Below are 20146 nucleotides of genomic sequence, written 5' to 3'. Positions count from 1 at the left end.
AGGGGTATAGTGGCCATCATTCCGATGCTTCAAATCCGTCAAACTCCGGCTATCCTGCATATTGATGCAGACCCAGGGCAGTATTCGATTCGACAGCCTTCGGCTGATATGGAATTAACAACGCGTCGTGCTCAACTGGAAATTCACCAGTACAAGCCACAGCTTACTATAGATCAAAGCGCGGCCTACTCTGCATATAACGGGGGTAATTACCTTGAGATGAATAATCGAATTTATTCAGGGTTGCCGCAAATATTTTTACAGGCTCTTGCACATAAAGTGGAGCAAGGCAACCGAATGGCGGCGATTCATATTCCTGGGAATACAGTAGCCAATGTTTTTGGAGAGGATACAGAAACTCATGTTCTTCCTGAATTCAGGGGGGCTGCATCCATGGATAATGTGGATATTCATGTTGAAACGCGTGCACCTGATATTACATATACACCTGCTGTATCGGAAATGCATGTGACCGTTAATCGTCCCGAGATTGAGTATACTCCAGGAAAACTGGAGATTTATATGCAGCAGTATCCATCAGTGGCCTATATTCCGCCTGAAATTGATGTAACGATGTAAAATAAGTTAAGGTTATAGAGGAGTTGTTCAAGCCGTCTATAGCCTTTTTTTTGTAGCAAAATGTATAAATCTGATTAAATATTGGAGGAATATTTGTGATTATATCCACATCTATTTGGGGTGACATTGAAGTTAATGAAAAAGAAGTATATCGTTTTGAAAAAGGAATTCCGGGGTTTGAGGAGACGATTGAATTTGTGTTGCTTGATCAAAACGAGGCACCCTTTTACTATCTCCAGTCCCTTCAGCAGAAGGAACTATCTTTTGTCTTAGTGGACCCTTTTATTTTTTATCCTGAATACGAGTTCGAACTGCCGGATAGTGAAACGGAAGAACTGGAGATTGGATCTAATTTAGTCGTTCGCAGCATACTAACATTACATGAGCAGGTAGAAAACTCAACGATCAATCTATTGGCACCTTTGGTGTTCAATCCCGATAATAGGCAGGCCAAGCAGGTTATTTTGCACCAGACCACATATCAAACGAAGCATCCATTGCAGCCCACCAAGGAAGACGAAACCATCCGTTCAAAGGAAGGTGAATAATCATGCTGGTACTTTCGCGTAAGAAAGGTGAATCCATCATCATACAGGATCACATTGAGGTTACCGTGCTCGGAGTAGAAGGGGATACCGTCCGTATAGGGATTTCAGCGCCCAAGCAGATGGATATCTTCCGTAAGGAGATCTACTTGTCCATTCAAGAGTCCAATCGTGAATCCGCAGCCCATACACAGTCGAATTTGGATGCTTTGCGAAGCTTGATAAATAAAAATAACGAAAAATAAAAAAAATCCTAAAATGCTATTAAAAGATCGGCGAGATTGTCGATATATATAGTACAAGCTATTACGGAGGGGCGGCCGACTTCAACGAATAGCTGTAACAACAATAAACCACATGGATGTGGGACATTTACCTTCAGGGAGGAAATTTAAAATGATTATTAATCACAATATCGCTGCAATGAACACTCACCGTCAATTGAATGCAAACACTGCTAACACGAACAAAGCAATTGAAAAATTGTCTTCCGGTCTTCGTATCAACCGTGCTGGTGACGATGCTGCTGGCTTGGCAATTTCCGAAAAAATGCGTGGTCAAATCCGCGGTTTGGATATGGCTTCCAAAAATGCTCAAGATGGCATTTCTTTGATCCAAACAGCTGAAGGCGCACTGAACGAAACACACAGCATTCTGCAACGTGTTCGTGAATTGTCTGTACAATCTGCGAATGATACTAACACTGATGCTGACCGTAAAGAACTTCAAAAAGAAGTAGCAGAATTGACAACAGAAGTAAATCGTATTTCTACAGATACAGAGTTCAATACTAAAAAACTGCTGGACGGTGCTGGTGTCAGCAATGCAGTATTCCACATTGGTGCTAACATCGACCAAAATATTAAATTGTCCATTGGAAACATGGGTGCTGTATCGTTAGGAATTGATGTAGTAAACATCGACACGCAAACAGGTGCTAACGCTGCCATTTCTATATTGGATGCAGCTATTACAAAAGTATCCTCTGAGCGTGCTAAACTGGGTGCAAACCAAAACCGTTTGGAACACACAATCAACAACTTGGGAACCACTTCCGAGAACCTGTCTGCTGCTGAATCCCGTGTTCGTGACGTAGACATGGCTAAAGAAATGATGAACCAAACGAAAAACAATATTCTTGCTCAAGCTTCCCAAGCAATGCTGGCTCAAGCAAACCAACAACCGCAAGCAGTTCTTCAATTGCTTCGTTAAGTTTAATAGAACAATTGAAAAAGGCTATAATATCTTTAGACTATCGAGAACCTTCATCTTTTTTAGATGGGGGTTTTTCTTTTTTTTATGCCTTCTAAACTAATTACTCATCTAAATATGACCGATATAAGGAGTAACGATAACTATTTTTTTAGTGAGAGGAAATTCTGATATATGTATAAAACAATTGCATTATGTATGATTGTAAAAAATGAGGAACAGTATTTAAGAAGATGCCTAGATAGTGTGAAGGACAAAGTGGATCAAATCATAATCGTAGATACAGGTTCGACCGATGCGACGGTGGATATAGCGAAAGAATATACAAATGAAGTTTATAACTTTAAATGGGTTAATGACTTTTCTGCTGCGAGAAATGAAGCGATTAAATATGCGACATCAGATTATATTTTGATTATGGATGCAGATGAATATTTGGATGAGAGCTCAGACCTAAAAGCGGATGTAAGTTCAGAATGTGATTATTATTTCCTGAAAGTTCATAACTTTTTTTCTCAGGGTCAAAAAATAGAGCATACCTCTATACGACTTTTCGCTAATTTTAGGGGATTGTTTTATCGCAATCGGCTGCATGAGCATTTAAATAATTTAGACGAGGATAAGAAGGGATTTACAAGCAATTTCGGAAAATCGTTTCTTTTTCATACAGGGTACACAGATGAAATGATGCAAGACAGAGATAAACAAAAAAGAAATTTACCTTTAATGCTACAGGAAGTAAAGGAAAATCCCAATGCTTATAATTTGTTTAATATGGGCAGAACTTATAAGTGGGTTGGGGAGCACGAAAAGGCTATACAATATTTTAAAAAGGCGTATCCATTAAGTACAAATTTAATTATTGTGTCTGATCTTTTGACCAATTTAAGCCACTGCCTAGTTTCTTTAAAAAGAGAGTTTGAGGCTTTACAGATACTTAATGATGCTACTGCTCTGTATCCCAATGAAACAGATTTACGTCACACCCAAGCACTGGTGTTCTCGGAGGTTCATTACTATAAAGATGCTATAGCAGCTTTAAAAACTTGTTTACAACTCGGTGATCAAGGAATAACAATAACTGAGGGCAATGGGGGCTTCATGGCATATTATAGATTGGCAGAATTGAATGAGAAAAATTATCGCCTTTCGCTAAGCTATGAACACATCATTGAATGCGTTCGAATAAAAAAAGACTTTATGGCTGGAATTGCAAAATATTTTGAGATAGTGACCATGGCGAGTATCCCACTGACTGATGTTTATCAGAATTTTAATCAGATATATCGTATCTCAGCCATTAAAGAGCTTAAGGTTTTACTTGAAGTGCTTTATGCTTTACGGCATCCTATATTGAACAGATATCTCAGTGACTATAAAATCAATCCCGAAGATAATGTTCTGGTGGTGGCAACTCAGTACGATAAGCAATACGACAAAGCAAAATTAATGTGGTTAGGAATGGAAAATATAGATGTGGAGAATGGTGAAGATATTTTGCTACTTGCACTAATTCTCAAGGATTCTGAGCTTTTCCAATTATCCAAATCTTATTTGAATTTAAGTGTAAAAGAAGCAAAGGTGCTTCGAAGCATTATTATAAATCACGCAATAGATACACCGAAATTTACAACATACTTGGAAAATATACTAGAAAAATTAGTTGATCGCTTGTTGGTACTCCAAGAGTATGAAATCTTCCAAAGTATTCTAGAGTATATTTGGTTGGGTTCTTTAGAACTTAAATATAATACTTTAGAAAAAATGATGAGGTATGGTTTTAATGAAGTAGCTATTGACCTTCTAGTTAAATTATTCGAGGTTAATCCTACTGATGAGAAAATAATAAGATTATTGGGGGATGCTTGTTTGAATTCTGGTTATCTGGAAGATGCACAGCTTCTTTATACAAAGCTATTAGATCTTTCCCCTGAATACAGCTCTTATGAAAGAAGCTACCGTTTGTACGAGCAATTAGAAGATAAGGAAATGATGAAGAATATTGTTGATAGTATCAAAAATAAATTTCCACTTTGTTTGTGGGTTCATGAAATAGCTAACTAAGGAAGGTGAGGGAAATGAAAGTTAGAGTTGCTGTCATTGGTACAGGTAATATGGGTCTTCATCATATACGGAACTTATACCATAATCCTAATGTGGATTTAGTTGGCGTGGTAGATATTGATGAAGAACGAATAAAGCAGGCGCAAAAATTTTTTAGTGTGGAAGGGTTTAAAGATTACAGAGAACTTCTAGGAAAAGTTGATGCAGTAAGTATAGTAACACCAACAAGTACGCATTATGAGATTGCTAAGTTTTTTCTCGAAAATCATGTAAATGTTCTTTTGGAAAAGCCCATTACTCAAGAGATCCGCGATGCTGAGATGCTTATTGGAATATCAGAGAAAACGGGTAGTCGACTGGCTATTGGGCATATTGAGCGTTTTAATCCTGTCATGACAGAATTGAAGAAGCTACTTAATGGTAAAAAGCCTGTCTATATAGATATTCATCGGGAAAGCCCTTTTGATCCTCGAATCTTTGATACAGATGTGATATCTGACCTTATGATTCATGACATCGACTTATTATACTATTTGCTCAATGAACCTGTACAGGTTACATCTGCTCAAGGCGTATGTGTTCATTCTAATAGGAATGATTTAGTAAATGCACAACTTATAAGTCGAAGTGGTGTTCTTATTAGCATAACTACAAGCCGCGCTACTGAGCAAAAAATAAGGTCATGGAGAATCATTATGCCCGAGAAGTTAATTGAGGCAGATCTTTTAGAGCGTAAGCTATATCTAACCCGTAGAACATCAGTAGGAGTGGACTTATTTCAAACAGGCTTTGATCATAAATATACACAGGAGCAAATTACTGCGAAAGTCTTGGTTGCTAATCATGAGCCGCTGCATATGGAAATAAATGATTTTATTAAGTCTATACAAACTGGGGTTGCTCCCCAAACCGGTGGAACTGCAGGTCTCCAAGCCTTGAAAATAGTAAAAGAAATTCAAAAAGCGACAACAGAGGTTTCAAAATCGTGGGAATTACAAGAACAGGAGCTGAATATAACGATATGAGACATATTTCCATAGCAAAGCCGTCGGTGGGAACAGAAGAAATTGAGGCCGTAACTCGAGTTTTGGAAAGTGGACAGTTAGCTCAGGGAGAGACGGTTTACCAATTTGAGAGAGAGTTTTCAGAGCATTTTGGCTATACAGGATCAGCAGCGGTTGCCAATGGTACTGAAGCTTTGCACGTTGCCCTATTGGCTGCAGGCGTAAAGCCAGGGGATAAGGTTCTTACAACTCCATTCACCTTTGTAGCAACTAGTAATGCTATATTATATTGCAATGCAGTCCCTGTTTTCGTAGATGTAGACGAGGCCAGTTTTAATATATCACCAGAAGCTATACGTAAGGCAGCCAATGATTTCCCTGAGGCAAGATATCTTCTGCTTGTTCATTTGTTTGGACAATCTTGCGAAATGGACAAAATAGCTGAAATAGTTAAAGAATTTAATTTAACTATTATTGAAGATTGTGCTCAAGCCCATGGTGCAACTTATCAATCCAAGCCAGTAGGTACATTTGGATGTGGCGGCACGTTTAGCTTTTATCCTACCAAGAACATGTCTACTGGGGAAGGGGGAATGATTGTTTCTCAGGATACGCAGTTCTTGGATACTAGTAAATTACTAATCAATCATGGTTCAAAACAAAGATATGTGCATGAAGTACTTGGCTATAACTATAGAATGACTAATATTGCGGCAGCTATCGGTATTGAGCAACTCAAAAAAATTGATCAAATGAATTCTGCTCGCAGAAAAAATGCGGAATATTATTTCTCCAATATACACAACAATCTGGTTACGTTACCATTTGTTCATGAGTATTCACATCATGTGTTTCATCAATTCACAATAACGACTACTTATAGAGATCAACTCGTAAACTATTTAACTGAAAAAGGAATTGGGACGGGCATTCATTATCAATTACCAGTCCATAAGCAATTGCACATAAAAGAGTACTTGGCATCTGTTAAGCAAAAGCAGTATTCATGTCCTACAGCAGATAAACTATCAGAGCAGGTTCTGTCTATTCCTGTGAATCCTGCACTGTCTATGGAAGACCTTGAGTATGTAGTTCAGACAATTAATAACTTTTCTGTATAACTGAAATTTAGCATGGTAGGGTGATCTTAAATGGAAATTGAATTATGTATGGACCCCATATTGTTATCTTCTATAGCGGAACAATTTGATTGCAAAGTTTTAGGAGACGATATCCCTATCTCGAGATTTGGTAATTTAACCAGTAGGACAAATATGCCTCAAATGCAGCTAAGCTATACTAATTCAGAAGTGTATGTAGAACAATTTAATAATTCTAGCATTGGAGCTTGCATTGTTCATGATTCCTTAGTGAAATTGAGAACTTACAGTTCAGCAAAAAGCTATTTAGTAACAGATGAGGATCCTGAGAAGTTGTTCTATCGTATTTTTATGTATTTTGTTCATGAAAATACATTTCAAGTTGTAGAAGAACGAAGAGGAGCTAATATTTTTTTAGCAAAGACAGCGGTGATTGGAGAATCAGTCGCTATTGGGAATGATTGCGTAATAATGGATAACGTAGTTATCATGCCTAACACTATTTTGGGTGATCGGGTCGTTATAAAACCCAACACAGTTATAGGTGGAAATGGATTTCAAGTGAAAGATATAGGTGGAAAGAGGAAAGTTATTCCGCATGTGGGTGGTGTCTATATCTCTGATGATGTTGAAATTGGATCATGTGTGACGATTGATAAAGGTCTATTCGGGGAATTTACAACAATTGGTAGTGAAGTAAAAATAGATAATCATGTATATATAGCGCATTCTGCTTGTATTGGTAAGAGAACGATGATTGCTGGAGGAGTAGTGGTAGCAGGAGGAGTATCCATAGGTTCAAGTGTATGGTTGGGTATACAGGTTTCAGTAAACCAACTCTTAACTATTGCAGATTATAGCTATGCAGGAGCTCATGCGGCTATAGTGAGGTCAGTGAGAGCTCATCAGAAGATAGTTGGTGTTCCAGCAAGAGCAATCGGATGGTTATGTACTTGTGGAAATGATTTATATCCAGCAAAAGAACCTTCAGTCTGGATTTGTCCCCAGTGTGAAAGTCACTATATGTTAAATGATAGTGGAAATTTGAATAAACAATAGAACCTGCAAGTTAAAAAATAGGATAAGTCTTAAGGAGATGAAGGACTATTAATGCAAAAAATGGAATAGATGTAATTGATTACTATAACGATATTGAGAAGCTAAATGTACTTAGAAATGAAATGGTTGGACTGAGTAGTGATGAAGAAATATTTAGTTGTATTAACATCCTGGTTGAATTCATTATTGGAAGCCAAAAATATTTAATGTACCAAGAGTTCGAACAACTAACGGAGAGGGTCACTACATTTATTGAGTATTGTAATGGTGAGTATACACGAGAAGAAATGATTTCACTCTATCAAGGAGTTATATTTAAATGCAGTGAGTTTTATCAAGTTCTAAAAAATGAACATCGAATCAATATTTATTTTTTAGGACAAGATGATCAAAATATTATAAGCGAATGTTTCCATGAAGAAAATACAGTATTTAAAGGGTTCTTCTCAAATGATAAAAGTTCGTTACCCTTTTTAAAGGAAATGGTTGAGAAGCGAGAGGTCAAATATAATGTTTTGATTCAAAATGTGGATGATGTAAGTGAAGAACTAGCTGGTTTGCTAGCTAGTTTTGACGAAGTCATTAGTTATAAAAAATTGGTCCAGGAATTGATTGGTAATTTTGTGAATCGGAAATATTATAGTAATTATGACTACTACTATTTATCCAAAAATATTAAGGAAAATACTGATTCAGAAATTTTAGCAGCAGGATCGTCTTATTCAATGTTTGGGCTTAGTGAACGCAGTTTTGGTAAAAGTGTTTTGAATTTGTCTCTTGCTTCTCAGGATCTTTACTACAGTCGTAAAATCGTGAAAGAGGCCTTGAAGTATAGTAGAAATATTAAATACTGTATTATAGGTATGTCCTACTACAGTTTTCACTATGATCTATCCAGAAGTAAAAAAGAAGCTGTGAATAGGATTAACAAGGTCTATTATCCTATTTTTAAGGATTCCCACCATTTCGAAGTAAAAGATAGTGTTACCTCATCTGATATGAATTTTGATAATAATTTAAGTTTTTTATATCATATTATATTCAATAAAATAAAATTAGACCAAACTATTGTTGATGCAGTAATTGTACACGATTCATACTTTAATAATAATATTAACAGAGAATTTTTCAGCTTACTCGGGAATATTAGATTGGAGGACATGGATCTGTCGCAAAAGGTAGCAGCAGGTCAACAAAGAGCAGAACAACATAATCAATTATTAGTCCATAATGAAACTGTAAAAGAGAATACTAATGTTTTGAAAAATCTTATCAATTATTTAAACGAAGAAAGGATAACTCCTATCGTTGTGGCGTTCCCTGCGACGGAATATTACCAAAACTTTTTTGATCCCGAATTTAAAGCTGTTTTCTATGAAGTTATGAATAGTCTGGCTAGTACGCACATATTTAGGTTAGTCGATTTATTTGATTCAGATGACTTTGTTGAGTCTGATTTTTTAGATATGGACCATCTTAATGAAAAGGGTGCTATTAAGGTTACCAATATGCTGAATATAGTATTAGATAGTCTTTAATATACCTATTATAGTTTTATATTCTTCACAATATACTCTACACAACCGATAAAATAATAAATAGGCCATCGGGAGGTTGGAAGAATGAATCTGCAATTTTCAGTTTCAACGAATCAGATGAATGGACAGGCGAACGGTGTGTCTCAAATTAGTGAAGGTTCCACTGCTGGAAACAAAACAACTGAGTTATTAGTAACTGCCATTAAAAGTGGATCAGCTCTAACTAAATTGGAGCAGCAGGGGGTTGCTATTCCTCTTGGAGAAGAGCAGCTTATCCGTGCTATAGACCGCGCAGTCAAAGCTCTTCAGGGGCCCACAACCACATTGGAAATGAGTGTGCATGAGAAGACACATCAGATCTTGGTCAAAGTTCTCAACAAAGATACAGGTGAATTGATTCGAGAAATCCCACCTGAAAAGACTTTGGATTTAGTAGCAAAGATGATGGAAATTGCAGGAATTCTTATCGATGAAAAAGTATAAGGGGGCAAATTAGATGCGTATAAATGGCTTCTCCGGAATGGATATAGATAGTATGGTCACATCAATGATGACTGCCAAAAGAGTTCCTTTAAACAAGCTGAATCAGCAGAAACAGACATTGGAGTGGACGCGTGATAGCTATCGTGAATTAAACACCAAAATCGTACAATTTAGTCAAAAAATGAAGGATATGAACCAGTCAGCTGCTATGAACACTCAAAAATCGACGATAACTGGTAATGTAACAGCTATTAAAGCAGACGCGAATGCTGATGCTAACTCTACACCTATGTCTGTAGTCGTTAACAAGTTAGCAACAAAGTCCAATATGCAAACCTCTACAGGCTTACGTACTGCTGGAAGTAGTACAGCAGATGCTACTAAAAATACAACATTGGAGCAAATTGCAGGTGGTAGTGCATCAGATACTTATGAGTTAAATATAAATGACAAAACAATCACTTTTCTAAAAACCGATACAATATCTGCAGTGATGGGCCGTATCAATTCGGAAGGGGCGAACGTAACAGCGACCTTCGATGAAATCAGCGGCAAGTTCTCCATTACAGCTAAAGAATATGGGGATAGCAATAATATTAAATTAACAGGTGCCGATAAGCAGGCTAAAAGCAGTACGCTCATGGATTTATTCCAAATTAGTTCTACAGATGTAAAGGCGGCTGAAAAAGGAGAAGTTATAGTAACGAATACTGCAGATTCGAGTTCTAAAACTTATAATCCTGATGGAAGTTCTCTGGTTGTAAATGGAGTGAAACTCACTCTGTTAGAAACTACGGGGACTACGGGGCCAGTTAAAATTACAACACAATCAGATCCTACAAAAGCTATGGAAACTATTAAATCCTTTGTAGAGACCTACAACGATTTATTAAGTACATTTAATACGAAACTAAGTGAACAAAAGTACCGTGATTTTCCTCCATTGACAGCCGATCAGAGGAAAGACATGAAAGAAGATGAAATTAAGCAGTGGGAAGAAAAGGCCAAAAGTGGCCTCCTCAAAAATGATTCCATTTTGAGTTCTGCTGTGTCTTCTATGCGCACGATTATTTCCAGTAAGTTAGGTGATTTGAGTTCAGTTGGTATTACTACAGGTCAGTACTACGAAAATGGTAAACTACAGATTAATGAAGAAAAGCTGAAGGCTGCTTTAACGACAAATCCTGAAAAGGTTTTGAATATATTCCAAGGTTCGTCTGCTGATGTAAACAGTAAACCGATCTATAGCGAACTAAGAAGTAAGCTTGATACTACGTTAGACATGTTTGTAAAAAAAGCGGGTACATCCAAATTTGATACGAATGGCAGCATGACCTTTAAAACAGAAAGTGTAATGGGGGATCAATTAAAAAGCTATAATCGCCGTATTACAGATCTAACAAGCAGGCTTAAAGATGCTGAAACTCGTTATTACAAGCAGTTCTCAGCCATGGAATCGGCTATGAGTAAGTATGAATCGCAGTCGTCCAGTTTGACAGGTCTTTTAAAATAGTAAAGAAAAGGGTGATCAGTTTTGATTTCATCTCCTTATGAAAAATATAAACAGTCTTCGGTGCAGACATCTACTCCGGGGCAACTCATTATTATGTTATACGATGGTGCCATTCGCTTTGTAAAGGCCGGTCTTGAGGGAATATCATCAAATGATATTGCTAAAGCCAACATGAACCTGGGCAAGGCACAAACAATCATCAGCGAGCTAATGTCAACGTTAAATCATTCGTATGACATTTCCAAAAATTTATATGCTTTATATGAGTATATGAACTATTTATTGATCCAAACCAATATCAAGAAAAAGATTGAGTCAGGTGAAGAAGTTCTTGGTTATCTGCAAGAATTGCGTGAAACTTGGGTTGAAGTGAACAAGCTGACAGTAGGTATGTCATTATCTTCGGAACAGTAAGCTATGATTAATGAAGCTTTATCCCAATTGGAGCAACTAACCCAACAATTCATACTTCGACTGAATGAGACAAATTACGAGGAAGTTGAGATTTTTGTCGAAGTTCGTCAAATGAAGGTGGATAAATTGCTGAGTGTCTTGGAAAATTCGCCCATGACAGAAGAGCAAAAACAGAAATTAGAGTTTATTCTAAGCCATGATGCAATAATTAATCAGCACATGCAATCGCTAAAACAGGAAGCCCAAAATTGGCTTGTCCAGCGAAATATGGCCAAATCGCAGCGCAGTGCTTATGAATCTAACTATACGCCTGATAGCTTTCTGATGGATCGTAGGAAATAAATTTAAAAAGCTCTCGCCCAACACGTTTTATTGTGTGGACGAGAGCTTTTTAACATTTGTAAAGCCTCTAATAACTTTAACCGAAAACAAAGGGCGTATACAAAAAAATCTATCAATTTATCGTTTCAGGCACTAAAATGTAGTTTAAAACATGATTAGTAAGTCTACTTTAGTCCCAAGTTTTAATGGTTCAAGAGAACAAAGTTGTTGACTATTTACCCATTGTATTATATATGGAATAACTATGCATGAAAACATTATCAATTCCAATTGACAATGGATAACCTTGGGTGGTATAGTCGGAATTGTAGGCGAGAGCCTCACTTCATTTGATGACGAAGGGAATGTTAGTGCATGCAAGGTAAAGTTAAATGGTTTAACGCAGAAAAAGGTTATGGTTTCATTGAAACTGCTGATGGCGGCGACGTATTCGTTCATTTTTCCGCAATTCAAACAGAAGGCTTCAAAACACTTGAAGAAGGACAAGACGTGGAGTTCGACATTGTCGAAGGCGCACGAGGACCACAAGCCGCTAACGTAACCAAATTATAATCATCCCCGGCATAGCCGACCTACATAATTGGTAAGATGGTTAGCAACGGATAACGCGCTAGCAACTGCCCTGGAATATATTCCAGGGCTTTTTTATGTTTTCTAGATGAGCAGATGTACAATAAAAACATAAAAAAGCCTCTTACACGATGGTAAGGAGCTAGGCGATACACAGCACGGTGAAAAGCTACTTTACAGAACCGTCGAAGTCAGCCATCTCCACAAAAATGGTGTTGAAGGAAATAGCTGAGCATCAAGCCAAGAATATATAGATGTCATGATGCAACAGAGCAACTTTTTTATCATTATTCACATGTGTATGCAGGTCTCTTTAAAACATGATCTTTTTCAAAAGATGAGATAGTCGCCAAGGGTTTTATCGAAAAAAGAAGATTTTTGTAAAATAGCTCCGAAATGTTGGGTGTTTTTTTACTTGGCGCTAACATATGTGCTATACTGAAGGGGCAAAGGAGGCGTGCCCTATGAACTTAACAGTACGAGGTCAACAGATCGAGGTTACCGACGCTTTGAAGGACTACGTTGATAAGAAATTCAGCAGACTTGAGAAGTATTTCGATGCACCCCCGACGTCTGATGGAAGTGTGACGTTAAGCACAACCAGAGATTTGCACACTGTAGAAGTAACCATTCCTTTGCCGGGGCTTGTACTCCGTGCCGAAGACGAAAGCGACGACATGTATGCGTCCATTGATGCCGTGGTAGACAAGCTTGAGCGGCAGATCCGCAAGCATAAAACCAAGCTGAACCGTAAATTCCGTCAGGAAGGCAGTTTGAAGACCCTTTTTGTGGAAGGGACGGCAGGTAGCGTGGCTGTTGCTGAAGATGAGGATGCAGAATTGGATGAGCTGGAAGTCGTCCGCACCAAGCGTTTCTTATTGAAACCGATGGATGTGGAAGAGGCCATTCTTCAAATGAACATGGTTGGACATAATTTCTTCGTATTTGCCAATATCGATAACGAAGAAGTCAGCGTGGTTTACAAGCGCAATGACGGCAAATACGGCCTGATCGAACGGGAATAATCTGTAAGGCAGGAACTTATCATGTTTTAAAATGAATAGCGGGTTCCCGATTGAAAGCATGCTTCATTGGAGATTGGGAAGAATGAAAATAACGACGAGCCTTATCCTTGCGAACCTGGCGGGGTAGGGCTCTTTTATATGTTTTTCTGAAAATGAAATGTAAATTTTGATGCAAATAAGCGTAACCAAATGTGTATTTCATGCGTCAATTGTTTTGGTATCTTTAACCGGATGCAAATCAGGGAGCGGCTTGTGTTGCGGCATGTCCTACAAACTGTTACAATTTATGCAAAGAACATCGCACGATGGGCTGGTATAGCCGGGCCTGTCAAACATATCGGGAATCAATTTCATCATGGACCCTTTCTTATTGTGAAATTGATTCTATTAATTGTTTTGCGTGAAAGGGGTAAACCATGCTAGGAATTGTAAAGAAAATTTTTGGAGATACAAATGAACGTGACGTCAAGCGTTTAATGAAGACGGTTGAGCTGATCAATAAATTAGAGCCGGATTTCGAGAAGCTATCGGATGAGGAGCTGCAAGCGAAAACGGCGGAGTTTAAAGCCCGGATCGAGCAGGGAACTACGGCGGAGGAGATTTTGCCGGAAGCTTTTGCAACCGTCCGTGAGGCGTCCAAGCGGGTGCTGGGCAAACGTCATTATGATGTACAGATGCTTGGCGGTATTGCGCTGCATGAAGGTAAAATTGCCGAAATGAAAACCGGCGAAGGTAAAACACTGGTGGGAACACTGCCGGTTTATTTGAATGCACTGTTGGGCAAAGGCGTGCACGTGGTTACGGTTAATGACTATCTGGCGCAACGTGACAGCGGAGAAATGGGACAAGTCTATAACTTCCTGGGCATGTCGGTCGGGCTGAATTTGTCCGGTCTGGGTCATGGAGAAAAACAAGCTGCATATGCTTGCGACATCACGTACGGCACGAACAATGAGTTTGGATTCGATTACCTGCGTGACAACATGGTGCTTTATAAAGAACAGATGGTACAACGTCCGTTGTACTTCTGTATCATTGATGAAGTGGATTCGATTCTCGTCGATGAAGCTCGTACACCATTGATTATTTCAGGACAAGCTCAAAAATCAACGGAGCTGTATTTTGCGGCTGACCGTTTTGTGAAGAGTTTGAATGTTGAAGAAGATTACACCTTGGATATCAAGGTGAAGTCGGTTGCTTTGACTGAGAACGGTGTATCCAAAGCTGAGAATTTCTTCGGACTGGAGAACCTGTACGATCAGGAAAGTGTGACAATTAATCACCACATTGTGCAGGCATTGAAAGCTAACGCCATTATGCGTCTGGATGTGGATTATGTCGTAGCTGACGGCGAAGTTCTGATTGTCGATGAGTTCACAGGCCGTCTGATGGCCGGACGTCGCTACAGCGATGGTTTGCATCAGGCGATTGAAGCGAAGGAAAATATCGTTGTACAGAACGAGAGCATGACGCTGGCGACGATTACTTTCCAAAACTATTTCCGTATGTATCGCAAATTGGCGGGTATGACGGGTACAGCTAAAACAGAAGAAGAAGAATTCAAAAAAATATATGGTCTGGAAGTTCTCCAGATCCCTACGAACCGGGCGAATCAGCGTGTGGATATGCCTGACGTAGTATACAAGAGCGTAAAAGGTAAATTCCATGCGGTAGTGGATGAAATTGTGGAGCGCCACAAAAACAACCAGCCGATATTGGTAGGTACGATTTCTATTGAAAATTCGGAGCTTCTTTCCGAAATGCTGAAACGCAAAGGCGTCCGGCATAAAGTGCTTAACGCCAAGTATCATGCCGAGGAAGCTGAAATCATTTCCCGCGCAGGTGAAGCGGGTTCAGTAACCATTGCCACGAACATGGCAGGGCGGGGTACAGACATCGTGTTGGGCGAAGGCGTATCGGGTATTGGCGGTTTACACATCATCGGTACAGAGCGTCACGAATCTCGCCGTATTGATAATCAGCTTCGCGGACGTGCAGGACGTCAGGGTGATCCGGGCTCCACACAATTTTACTTATCGCTGGGCGATGAGTTAATGAAGCGTTTTGGTGCAGACAACGTGCTGAATATGATGGAGCGCTTGGGCTTCGAGGAAGATCAACCGATTGAAAGCCGAATGATTACACGTGCTATCGAATCGGCGCAAAAACGCGTTGAGGGCAACAACTTTGACCAGCGTAAAGTCGTTCTCCAGTATGATGACGTGATGAATCAGCAACGTACTATTATTTACAAACAGCGTCGTGAAGTGCTGGGATCCGAGAACATTAAAGAAGTTGTGTTCGACATGATCAAGCCTGTCATTGAGCGTGTGGTTGAAGCTCATTGCGGCGATGACATTCCTGAAAACTGGGAACTTGAAGAAGTGGCAGAATATGTGAACAGCAATCTGCTTGATGAAAATGCAATCAGTCGTGATGATCTGTGGGGTAAAGAAAAAGAAGAGATCGTTGAAATGATCTTCGAGAAAGTTACGGAAAGATACCACAGACGTGAAGAGACGATTGGTGAAGACATGGTACGCGAGTTCGAGAAAGTTATCGTATTGCGTGCAGTGGATAGCAAATGGATGGATCATATCGATGCTATGGATCAGTTGCGTCAAGGTATTCACTTGCGTGCTTATGGTGGTACCGATCCATTGCGTGAATACCAGTTTGAAGGTTTTGAAATGTTCCATGCCATGATCGCCAGCATCCAGGAGGAAGTAGCGACTTACATCATGAAGGCGCAAATTGAATCCAACCAAGAGCGTCAGGCCGTTATCGACGAAGACAAAATTTCGACGAGTGGCGAACCTGCTGCTCCTAAAAAGAAATCCGCCCCTTCGCGTCCGCGCAGAAGATAACGGATTGAAGGACGGATTTAGGGAAGCATTCATTTCCTGTAATGCATATAATGGCAGGCGGCAGTTTATCCAACTGACCGTCGGCCATTTTGTGCCATACAGGGGAGCACCCTGTTATTTAAAATTCGTTTGACTTTACGGCGGTCGGTAGCGAAGCGAAGGATTTGAATCTGGAGAAGCGCCAGCGTTCGCCTTTGCAGTGAGATGCCCACCTTTAAATGTGTTATTTCAATCAAGGGCATCTCACTGCAACAGCGATCATAAGATCAAATCATTCGCGTAGCGTCTCCTTACCCAGCCGTAACTCACAACGCATTTAAACCTTTAATCACATATTAAAAGGAGAATGACATAATGATCGATCCAAATGTAAAGCATGATTTAAGAGAAATAGGCAAGAAATTAACAAACCTTAGGGGGTCTCTTTGACTTAGATCTCAAACAGGAAATGATCGCAAACTTTGAGGAAAAGATGGCTGCGCCTGATTTTTGGGATGATAACGATAAAGCCCAAGCCGTGATCGCGGAAATGAACGCGGTTAAGTCTTCTGTAGACAGCTATGAACAGCTCCGTCAGGAATATGAGGATGCGGGGATGATGGCTGAGCTGGCTGATGAGGAAGGCGACGAAACACTGGCTGGAGAAATTGAAAACAGTATCAGGTCCTTGCTGAGCAAGCTTCAGGAGTTTGAACTGCAATTGCTTTTAAATCAGCCATATGACAAGCTTAATGCTATTTTGGAGCTGCATCCGGGGGCAGGGGGAACCGAGTCGCAGGACTGGGGTCAAATGCTGCTACGGATGTATACACGCTGGGCAGAAAAACGCGGCTTTAAGGTAGAAACGCTGGATTACCTTGCGGGTGATGAAGCAGGGATCAAGAGCGTAACGTTGCTGATCAAGGGCTATAATGCTTACGGCTACCTCAAAGCAGAAAAAGGCGTGCATCGTCTCGTTCGCATTTCTCCATTTGATTCTTCGGGTCGTCGGCATACGTCGTTCGTATCCTGCGATGTCGTGCCGGAAATTGCGGATGATGTGGACGTTGAAATCCGGACAGAGGATCTTAAAATTGATACGTACCGGGCCAGCGGTGCAGGCGGTCAGCATATTAATACGACCGACTCAGCAGTTCGGATTACGCATCTTCCTTCAGGCATTGTTGTAACTTGTCAAAATGAGCGCTCCCAGATCAAGAACCGTGAGCAGGCTATGACGATGCTTCGTTCCAAGCTCTACGAGCGCAAAATTGAAGAGCAACGGCAACAATTGGACGAAATCCGTGGGGAACAGTCTGATATTGCATGGGGCAGCCAAATTCGTTCTTACGTGTTCCACCCATACAGTATGGTGAAGGATCACCGTACCAGTGTAGAAACAGGCAACGTAGGGGCTGTCATGGATGGCGATCTGGACCCGTTCATCGACGGTTACCTGCGGAGTCAGATCAAGCTGGACGCAGAATAATAGCCTGTACGTTTTCCTACAGTCCCGTAGGCCAAGTGCCTGCGGACTGTAGGAATTTTTGTGTACACGGTATTTTTAAATTAAAGGAGAATACGAAAGATGTCCCAAATGAATCTCCCCGCTGCTCGGCGAAGACGCCGTAAGCCTCTGATTGCCGCCAGCGGCCCCGCTCGTAATGCGATGGATATTCTGCTCATTGTGCTCGGCTCCTTCATTACGGCGCTGACCTTCAATATGTTCCTGCTTCCCAACCGAATTGCATCCGGGGGTGTGTCGGGTTTATCTATTTTGGGCGAGGACCTATTTGGTCTGGAACCAGCTTATACGCAGTGGGGAATGAATATTCCGTTATTTATAGCGGGAGTGCTGCTGTTAGGAAAGAAATACGGTTTGCGTTCCCTGCTGGGGAGTATCATGCTGCCGTTATTTGTGTACGTAACTAAGGATTGGGCAGTTCCGACAACGAATCCGCTGTTGGCTTCGCTGTATGGTGGAATTGGAGTAGGTTTGGGATTGGGCACCGTGTTCCGGGGCAGAGGCTCGACGGGTGGGCTGGCTATTTTGGCGCAGATCATTCAAAAGTATACCGGCCTCAGCCTATCACTCTGCGTCATGCTCATGGATGGTACGGTCATCACACTGGCTGGTTTTGCTCTATCGCCGGAACGGGCGCTGTATGCACTGATTGGTTTGTTTGTAACCGGCAAGGTCATTGATGCGGTGGAAATGGGGTTAAGCTACTCCAAAGTGGCCTATATCATATCCAATCAGAAGGAAAAGATCACACAGGCTATTTTACAGGACTTGGATCGGGGATTGACGGAGCTGGCAGGACGAGGCGGTTATACGAACGAAGAACGTCCTGTGCTAATGGTTGTGGTAGGCCAAAATGAGGTGACTCGTCTCAAAACGCTTGTTCGCCTGGTAGATCCGGATGCTTTTGTAATCATTAGTAATACGCGTGAAGTATTGGGTGAAGGGTTTAAGAAGGAAGGCTAAAAACAGGATGGCTTGTCGGGAGACATGGTTTTAGTTAATAAAATAGGGGGAACTCCGTTTTTGCAAAACGTGGTTTCCCTTTTTGTATTTATACAGGCTCTGATAGGAACCTCGACATCAAGTACAGCCAATGGATAATCTAATGAATACTAATGCATGAGACAATCATTTCAAGTTTGGGTGAATAACTTTACATGAGTATGTTGTATTTATATGAATAAGATCGTATAATAATACATATTTCATAGGAACGGAATGGAGGAAGGTCTGTGAGCAGCAAGCTAAAAGTGGCAATTGTCGGTTCCACCGGGTATGGCGGGGTGGAGCTCATTCGTTTTTTGGTTCATCATCCGCAGGTAGAGATCGTATCTGTTATTTCTTCGTCCAGCGCGGGTGTTCCGATCAGTGACGGGTTTCCACATCTGACGGACATTGTGGTTCGGGATTTGGACGGTGTCGATATTCAAGAGATTGCTGCCAAGGCTGATCTGGTTTTCACAGCTACGCCTTCTGGTATCAGCACCAAGCTGGTGCCGCAGCTTCTGGATGCCGGATTGAAGGTCATTGACCTCTCCGGGGATTTCAGACTGCGAAGCGGAGAAGCATATGAAGCATGGTATAAAAAGCCTGCGGCTTCACCCGAATATCTCAAGCAAGCCGTATATGGACTCAGCGAGGTGTATGCAGAAAAGCTTGCTGGCGTCTCTTTTATTTCTAATCCGGGTTGCTACGCAACGGCTACCTTGCTGGGAATTATCCCTGCGTTGAAGGCGGATTGGATCGACCATCGGACGCTGATTGTAGATGCCAAATCCGGGGTATCCGGCTCCGGCCGGGGAACAAGTCTCGTTTCGCATTATGCGGAGATGAACGAAAATTTTAAAGCCTACAAGATTAACAAGCACCAGCATATCCCTGAGATCGAACAGGTATTGGGCGATATTGCGGGTGAGGACGTTATGATTACGTTTACGACGCAATTGGTTCCGATGACCCGAGGAATTATGAGTACGATCTATGTCACGTTGAAGGGTGAACATACAGATCAGGATCTCATTGGGCTATACCAGGATTATTATAAAGACCATCCTTTTGTCCGTGTGCGCGGTGAAGGTATATGGCCAGCAACGAAGGAAGTATTTGGCTCCAATTATTGTGATATCGGTTTTGCAGCAGATGCACGGACTGGGCGCCTTACGATTATTTCGGTCATTGATAATGTCGTGAAGGGTGCTGCCGGACAGGCGATTCAGAACTTAAACTTGATGATGGGATGGGAGGAGAACCTCGGACTGGGCTTCATACCGGTATATCCGTAAGCAGCAAGCAGCCGCAACATGGAAACGGGAAACGTAAGCGGGCGG

General features: G+C 40.8%; 19 protein-coding genes. All 19 read left to right on the top strand.

From position 1 onward, the window contains the following. Positions 1-9 precede the first annotated feature (9 nt). The 19 genes from AC0WRU_RS22445 to argC all read left to right on the top strand — a co-directional run bounded on the left by AC0WRU_RS22445 (position 10) and on the right by argC (position 20101). Positions 10-579 carry a DUF6470 family protein gene (locus AC0WRU_RS22445; RefSeq protein ID WP_476126355.1) on the top strand — a complete coding sequence of 190 codons (570 nt, stop codon included), beginning with the start codon at positions 10-12 and terminating at the stop codon, positions 577-579. 95 nt (positions 580-674) lie between these two features. Then, positions 675-1127: a flagellar assembly protein FliW gene (gene fliW, locus AC0WRU_RS22440; RefSeq protein ID WP_044648599.1), complete on the top strand. Its 453-nt coding sequence runs from the start codon at positions 675-677 to the stop codon at positions 1125-1127. Between the two features lie 2 nt (positions 1128-1129). After that, positions 1130-1369, top strand: a complete 240-nt coding sequence (gene csrA / locus AC0WRU_RS22435; protein WP_044648598.1) for a carbon storage regulator CsrA — start codon at positions 1130-1132, stop codon at positions 1367-1369. Between the two features lie 151 nt (positions 1370-1520). Next, positions 1521-2336: a flagellin Hag gene (gene hag / locus AC0WRU_RS22430; RefSeq protein ID WP_476126354.1), complete on the top strand. Its 816-nt coding sequence runs from the start codon at positions 1521-1523 to the stop codon at positions 2334-2336. A gap of 174 nt (positions 2337-2510) precedes the next feature. After that, on the top strand, positions 2511-4400 hold the full coding sequence (locus tag AC0WRU_RS22425; RefSeq protein WP_476126353.1) for a glycosyltransferase: 1890 nt from the start codon (positions 2511-2513) through the stop codon (positions 4398-4400). Positions 4401-4414: 14 nt separating this feature from the next. Next, a complete protein-coding gene (locus tag AC0WRU_RS22420) occupies positions 4415-5425 on the top strand; it encodes a Gfo/Idh/MocA family oxidoreductase (protein ID WP_476126352.1) in 1011 nt (336 codons plus the stop codon). Beyond that, entirely contained in the window at positions 5386-6525 is a 1140-nt protein-coding gene (locus AC0WRU_RS22415; RefSeq protein ID WP_476126351.1) for a DegT/DnrJ/EryC1/StrS family aminotransferase, read from the top strand. The genes AC0WRU_RS22420 and AC0WRU_RS22415 overlap by 40 nt, the downstream gene beginning before the upstream one ends. Before the next feature lie 30 nt (positions 6526-6555). After that, the gene (locus AC0WRU_RS22410; protein ID WP_476126350.1) at positions 6556-7563 is read left to right on the top strand and encodes a hypothetical protein; all 1008 of its coding nucleotides are present in this window, start codon (positions 6556-6558) and stop codon (positions 7561-7563) included. A 206-nt stretch (positions 7564-7769) separates the two neighbouring features. Beyond that, positions 7770-9101, top strand: a complete 1332-nt coding sequence (locus AC0WRU_RS22405; RefSeq protein WP_476126349.1) for a hypothetical protein — start codon at positions 7770-7772, stop codon at positions 9099-9101. Positions 9102-9185: 84 nt separating this feature from the next. Next, the gene (locus tag AC0WRU_RS22400; RefSeq protein WP_149095588.1) at positions 9186-9584 is read left to right on the top strand and encodes a flagellar protein FlaG; all 399 of its coding nucleotides are present in this window, start codon (positions 9186-9188) and stop codon (positions 9582-9584) included. Positions 9585-9597: 13 nt separating this feature from the next. Continuing rightward, a complete protein-coding gene (gene fliD, locus AC0WRU_RS22395; protein ID WP_476126348.1) occupies positions 9598-11097 on the top strand; it encodes a flagellar filament capping protein FliD in 1500 nt (499 codons plus the stop codon). A 21-nt stretch (positions 11098-11118) separates the two neighbouring features. Next, on the top strand, positions 11119-11511 hold the full coding sequence (gene fliS / locus AC0WRU_RS22390; RefSeq protein ID WP_476126346.1) for a flagellar export chaperone FliS: 393 nt from the start codon (positions 11119-11121) through the stop codon (positions 11509-11511). 3 nt (positions 11512-11514) lie between these two features. After that, positions 11515-11853: a flagellar protein FliT gene (fliT, locus tag AC0WRU_RS22385; RefSeq protein WP_476126345.1), complete on the top strand. Its 339-nt coding sequence runs from the start codon at positions 11515-11517 to the stop codon at positions 11851-11853. Positions 11854-12207: 354 nt separating this feature from the next. After that, on the top strand, positions 12208-12405 hold the full coding sequence (locus AC0WRU_RS22380; RefSeq protein ID WP_013373372.1) for a cold shock domain-containing protein: 198 nt from the start codon (positions 12208-12210) through the stop codon (positions 12403-12405). Positions 12406-12887: 482 nt separating this feature from the next. After that, complete coding sequence (gene hpf, locus AC0WRU_RS22375) at positions 12888-13448, top strand: ribosome hibernation-promoting factor, HPF/YfiA family (RefSeq protein ID WP_025684132.1); 561 nt, start codon at positions 12888-12890, stop codon at positions 13446-13448. Between the two features lie 416 nt (positions 13449-13864). Then, positions 13865-16315, top strand: a complete 2451-nt coding sequence (secA, locus tag AC0WRU_RS22370) for a preprotein translocase subunit SecA (protein WP_476126344.1) — start codon at positions 13865-13867, stop codon at positions 16313-16315. 354 nt (positions 16316-16669) lie between these two features. Continuing rightward, positions 16670-17783, top strand: a protein-coding gene (prfB, locus tag AC0WRU_RS22365; protein WP_155985392.1) for a peptide chain release factor 2 whose coding sequence is annotated in 2 segments (ribosomal slippage) — positions 16670-16741 and positions 16743-17783 — 1113 coding nt in all. Because the reading frame shifts where the segments join, the coding sequence is not laid out codon by codon here. Between the two features lie 99 nt (positions 17784-17882). Beyond that, entirely contained in the window at positions 17883-18782 is a 900-nt protein-coding gene (locus AC0WRU_RS22360) for a YitT family protein (protein ID WP_476126343.1), read from the top strand. Positions 18783-19051: 269 nt separating this feature from the next. Then, on the top strand, positions 19052-20101 hold the full coding sequence (argC, locus tag AC0WRU_RS22355; RefSeq protein ID WP_476126342.1) for an N-acetyl-gamma-glutamyl-phosphate reductase: 1050 nt from the start codon (positions 19052-19054) through the stop codon (positions 20099-20101). Positions 20102-20146: the final 45 nt, after the last annotated feature.

This window comes from Paenibacillus sp. 1-8 (assembly GCF_056316205.1).
The sequence above is the reverse complement of the archived record's forward strand: the minus strand, read 5'-3'. Positions and strand labels throughout refer to the sequence as shown.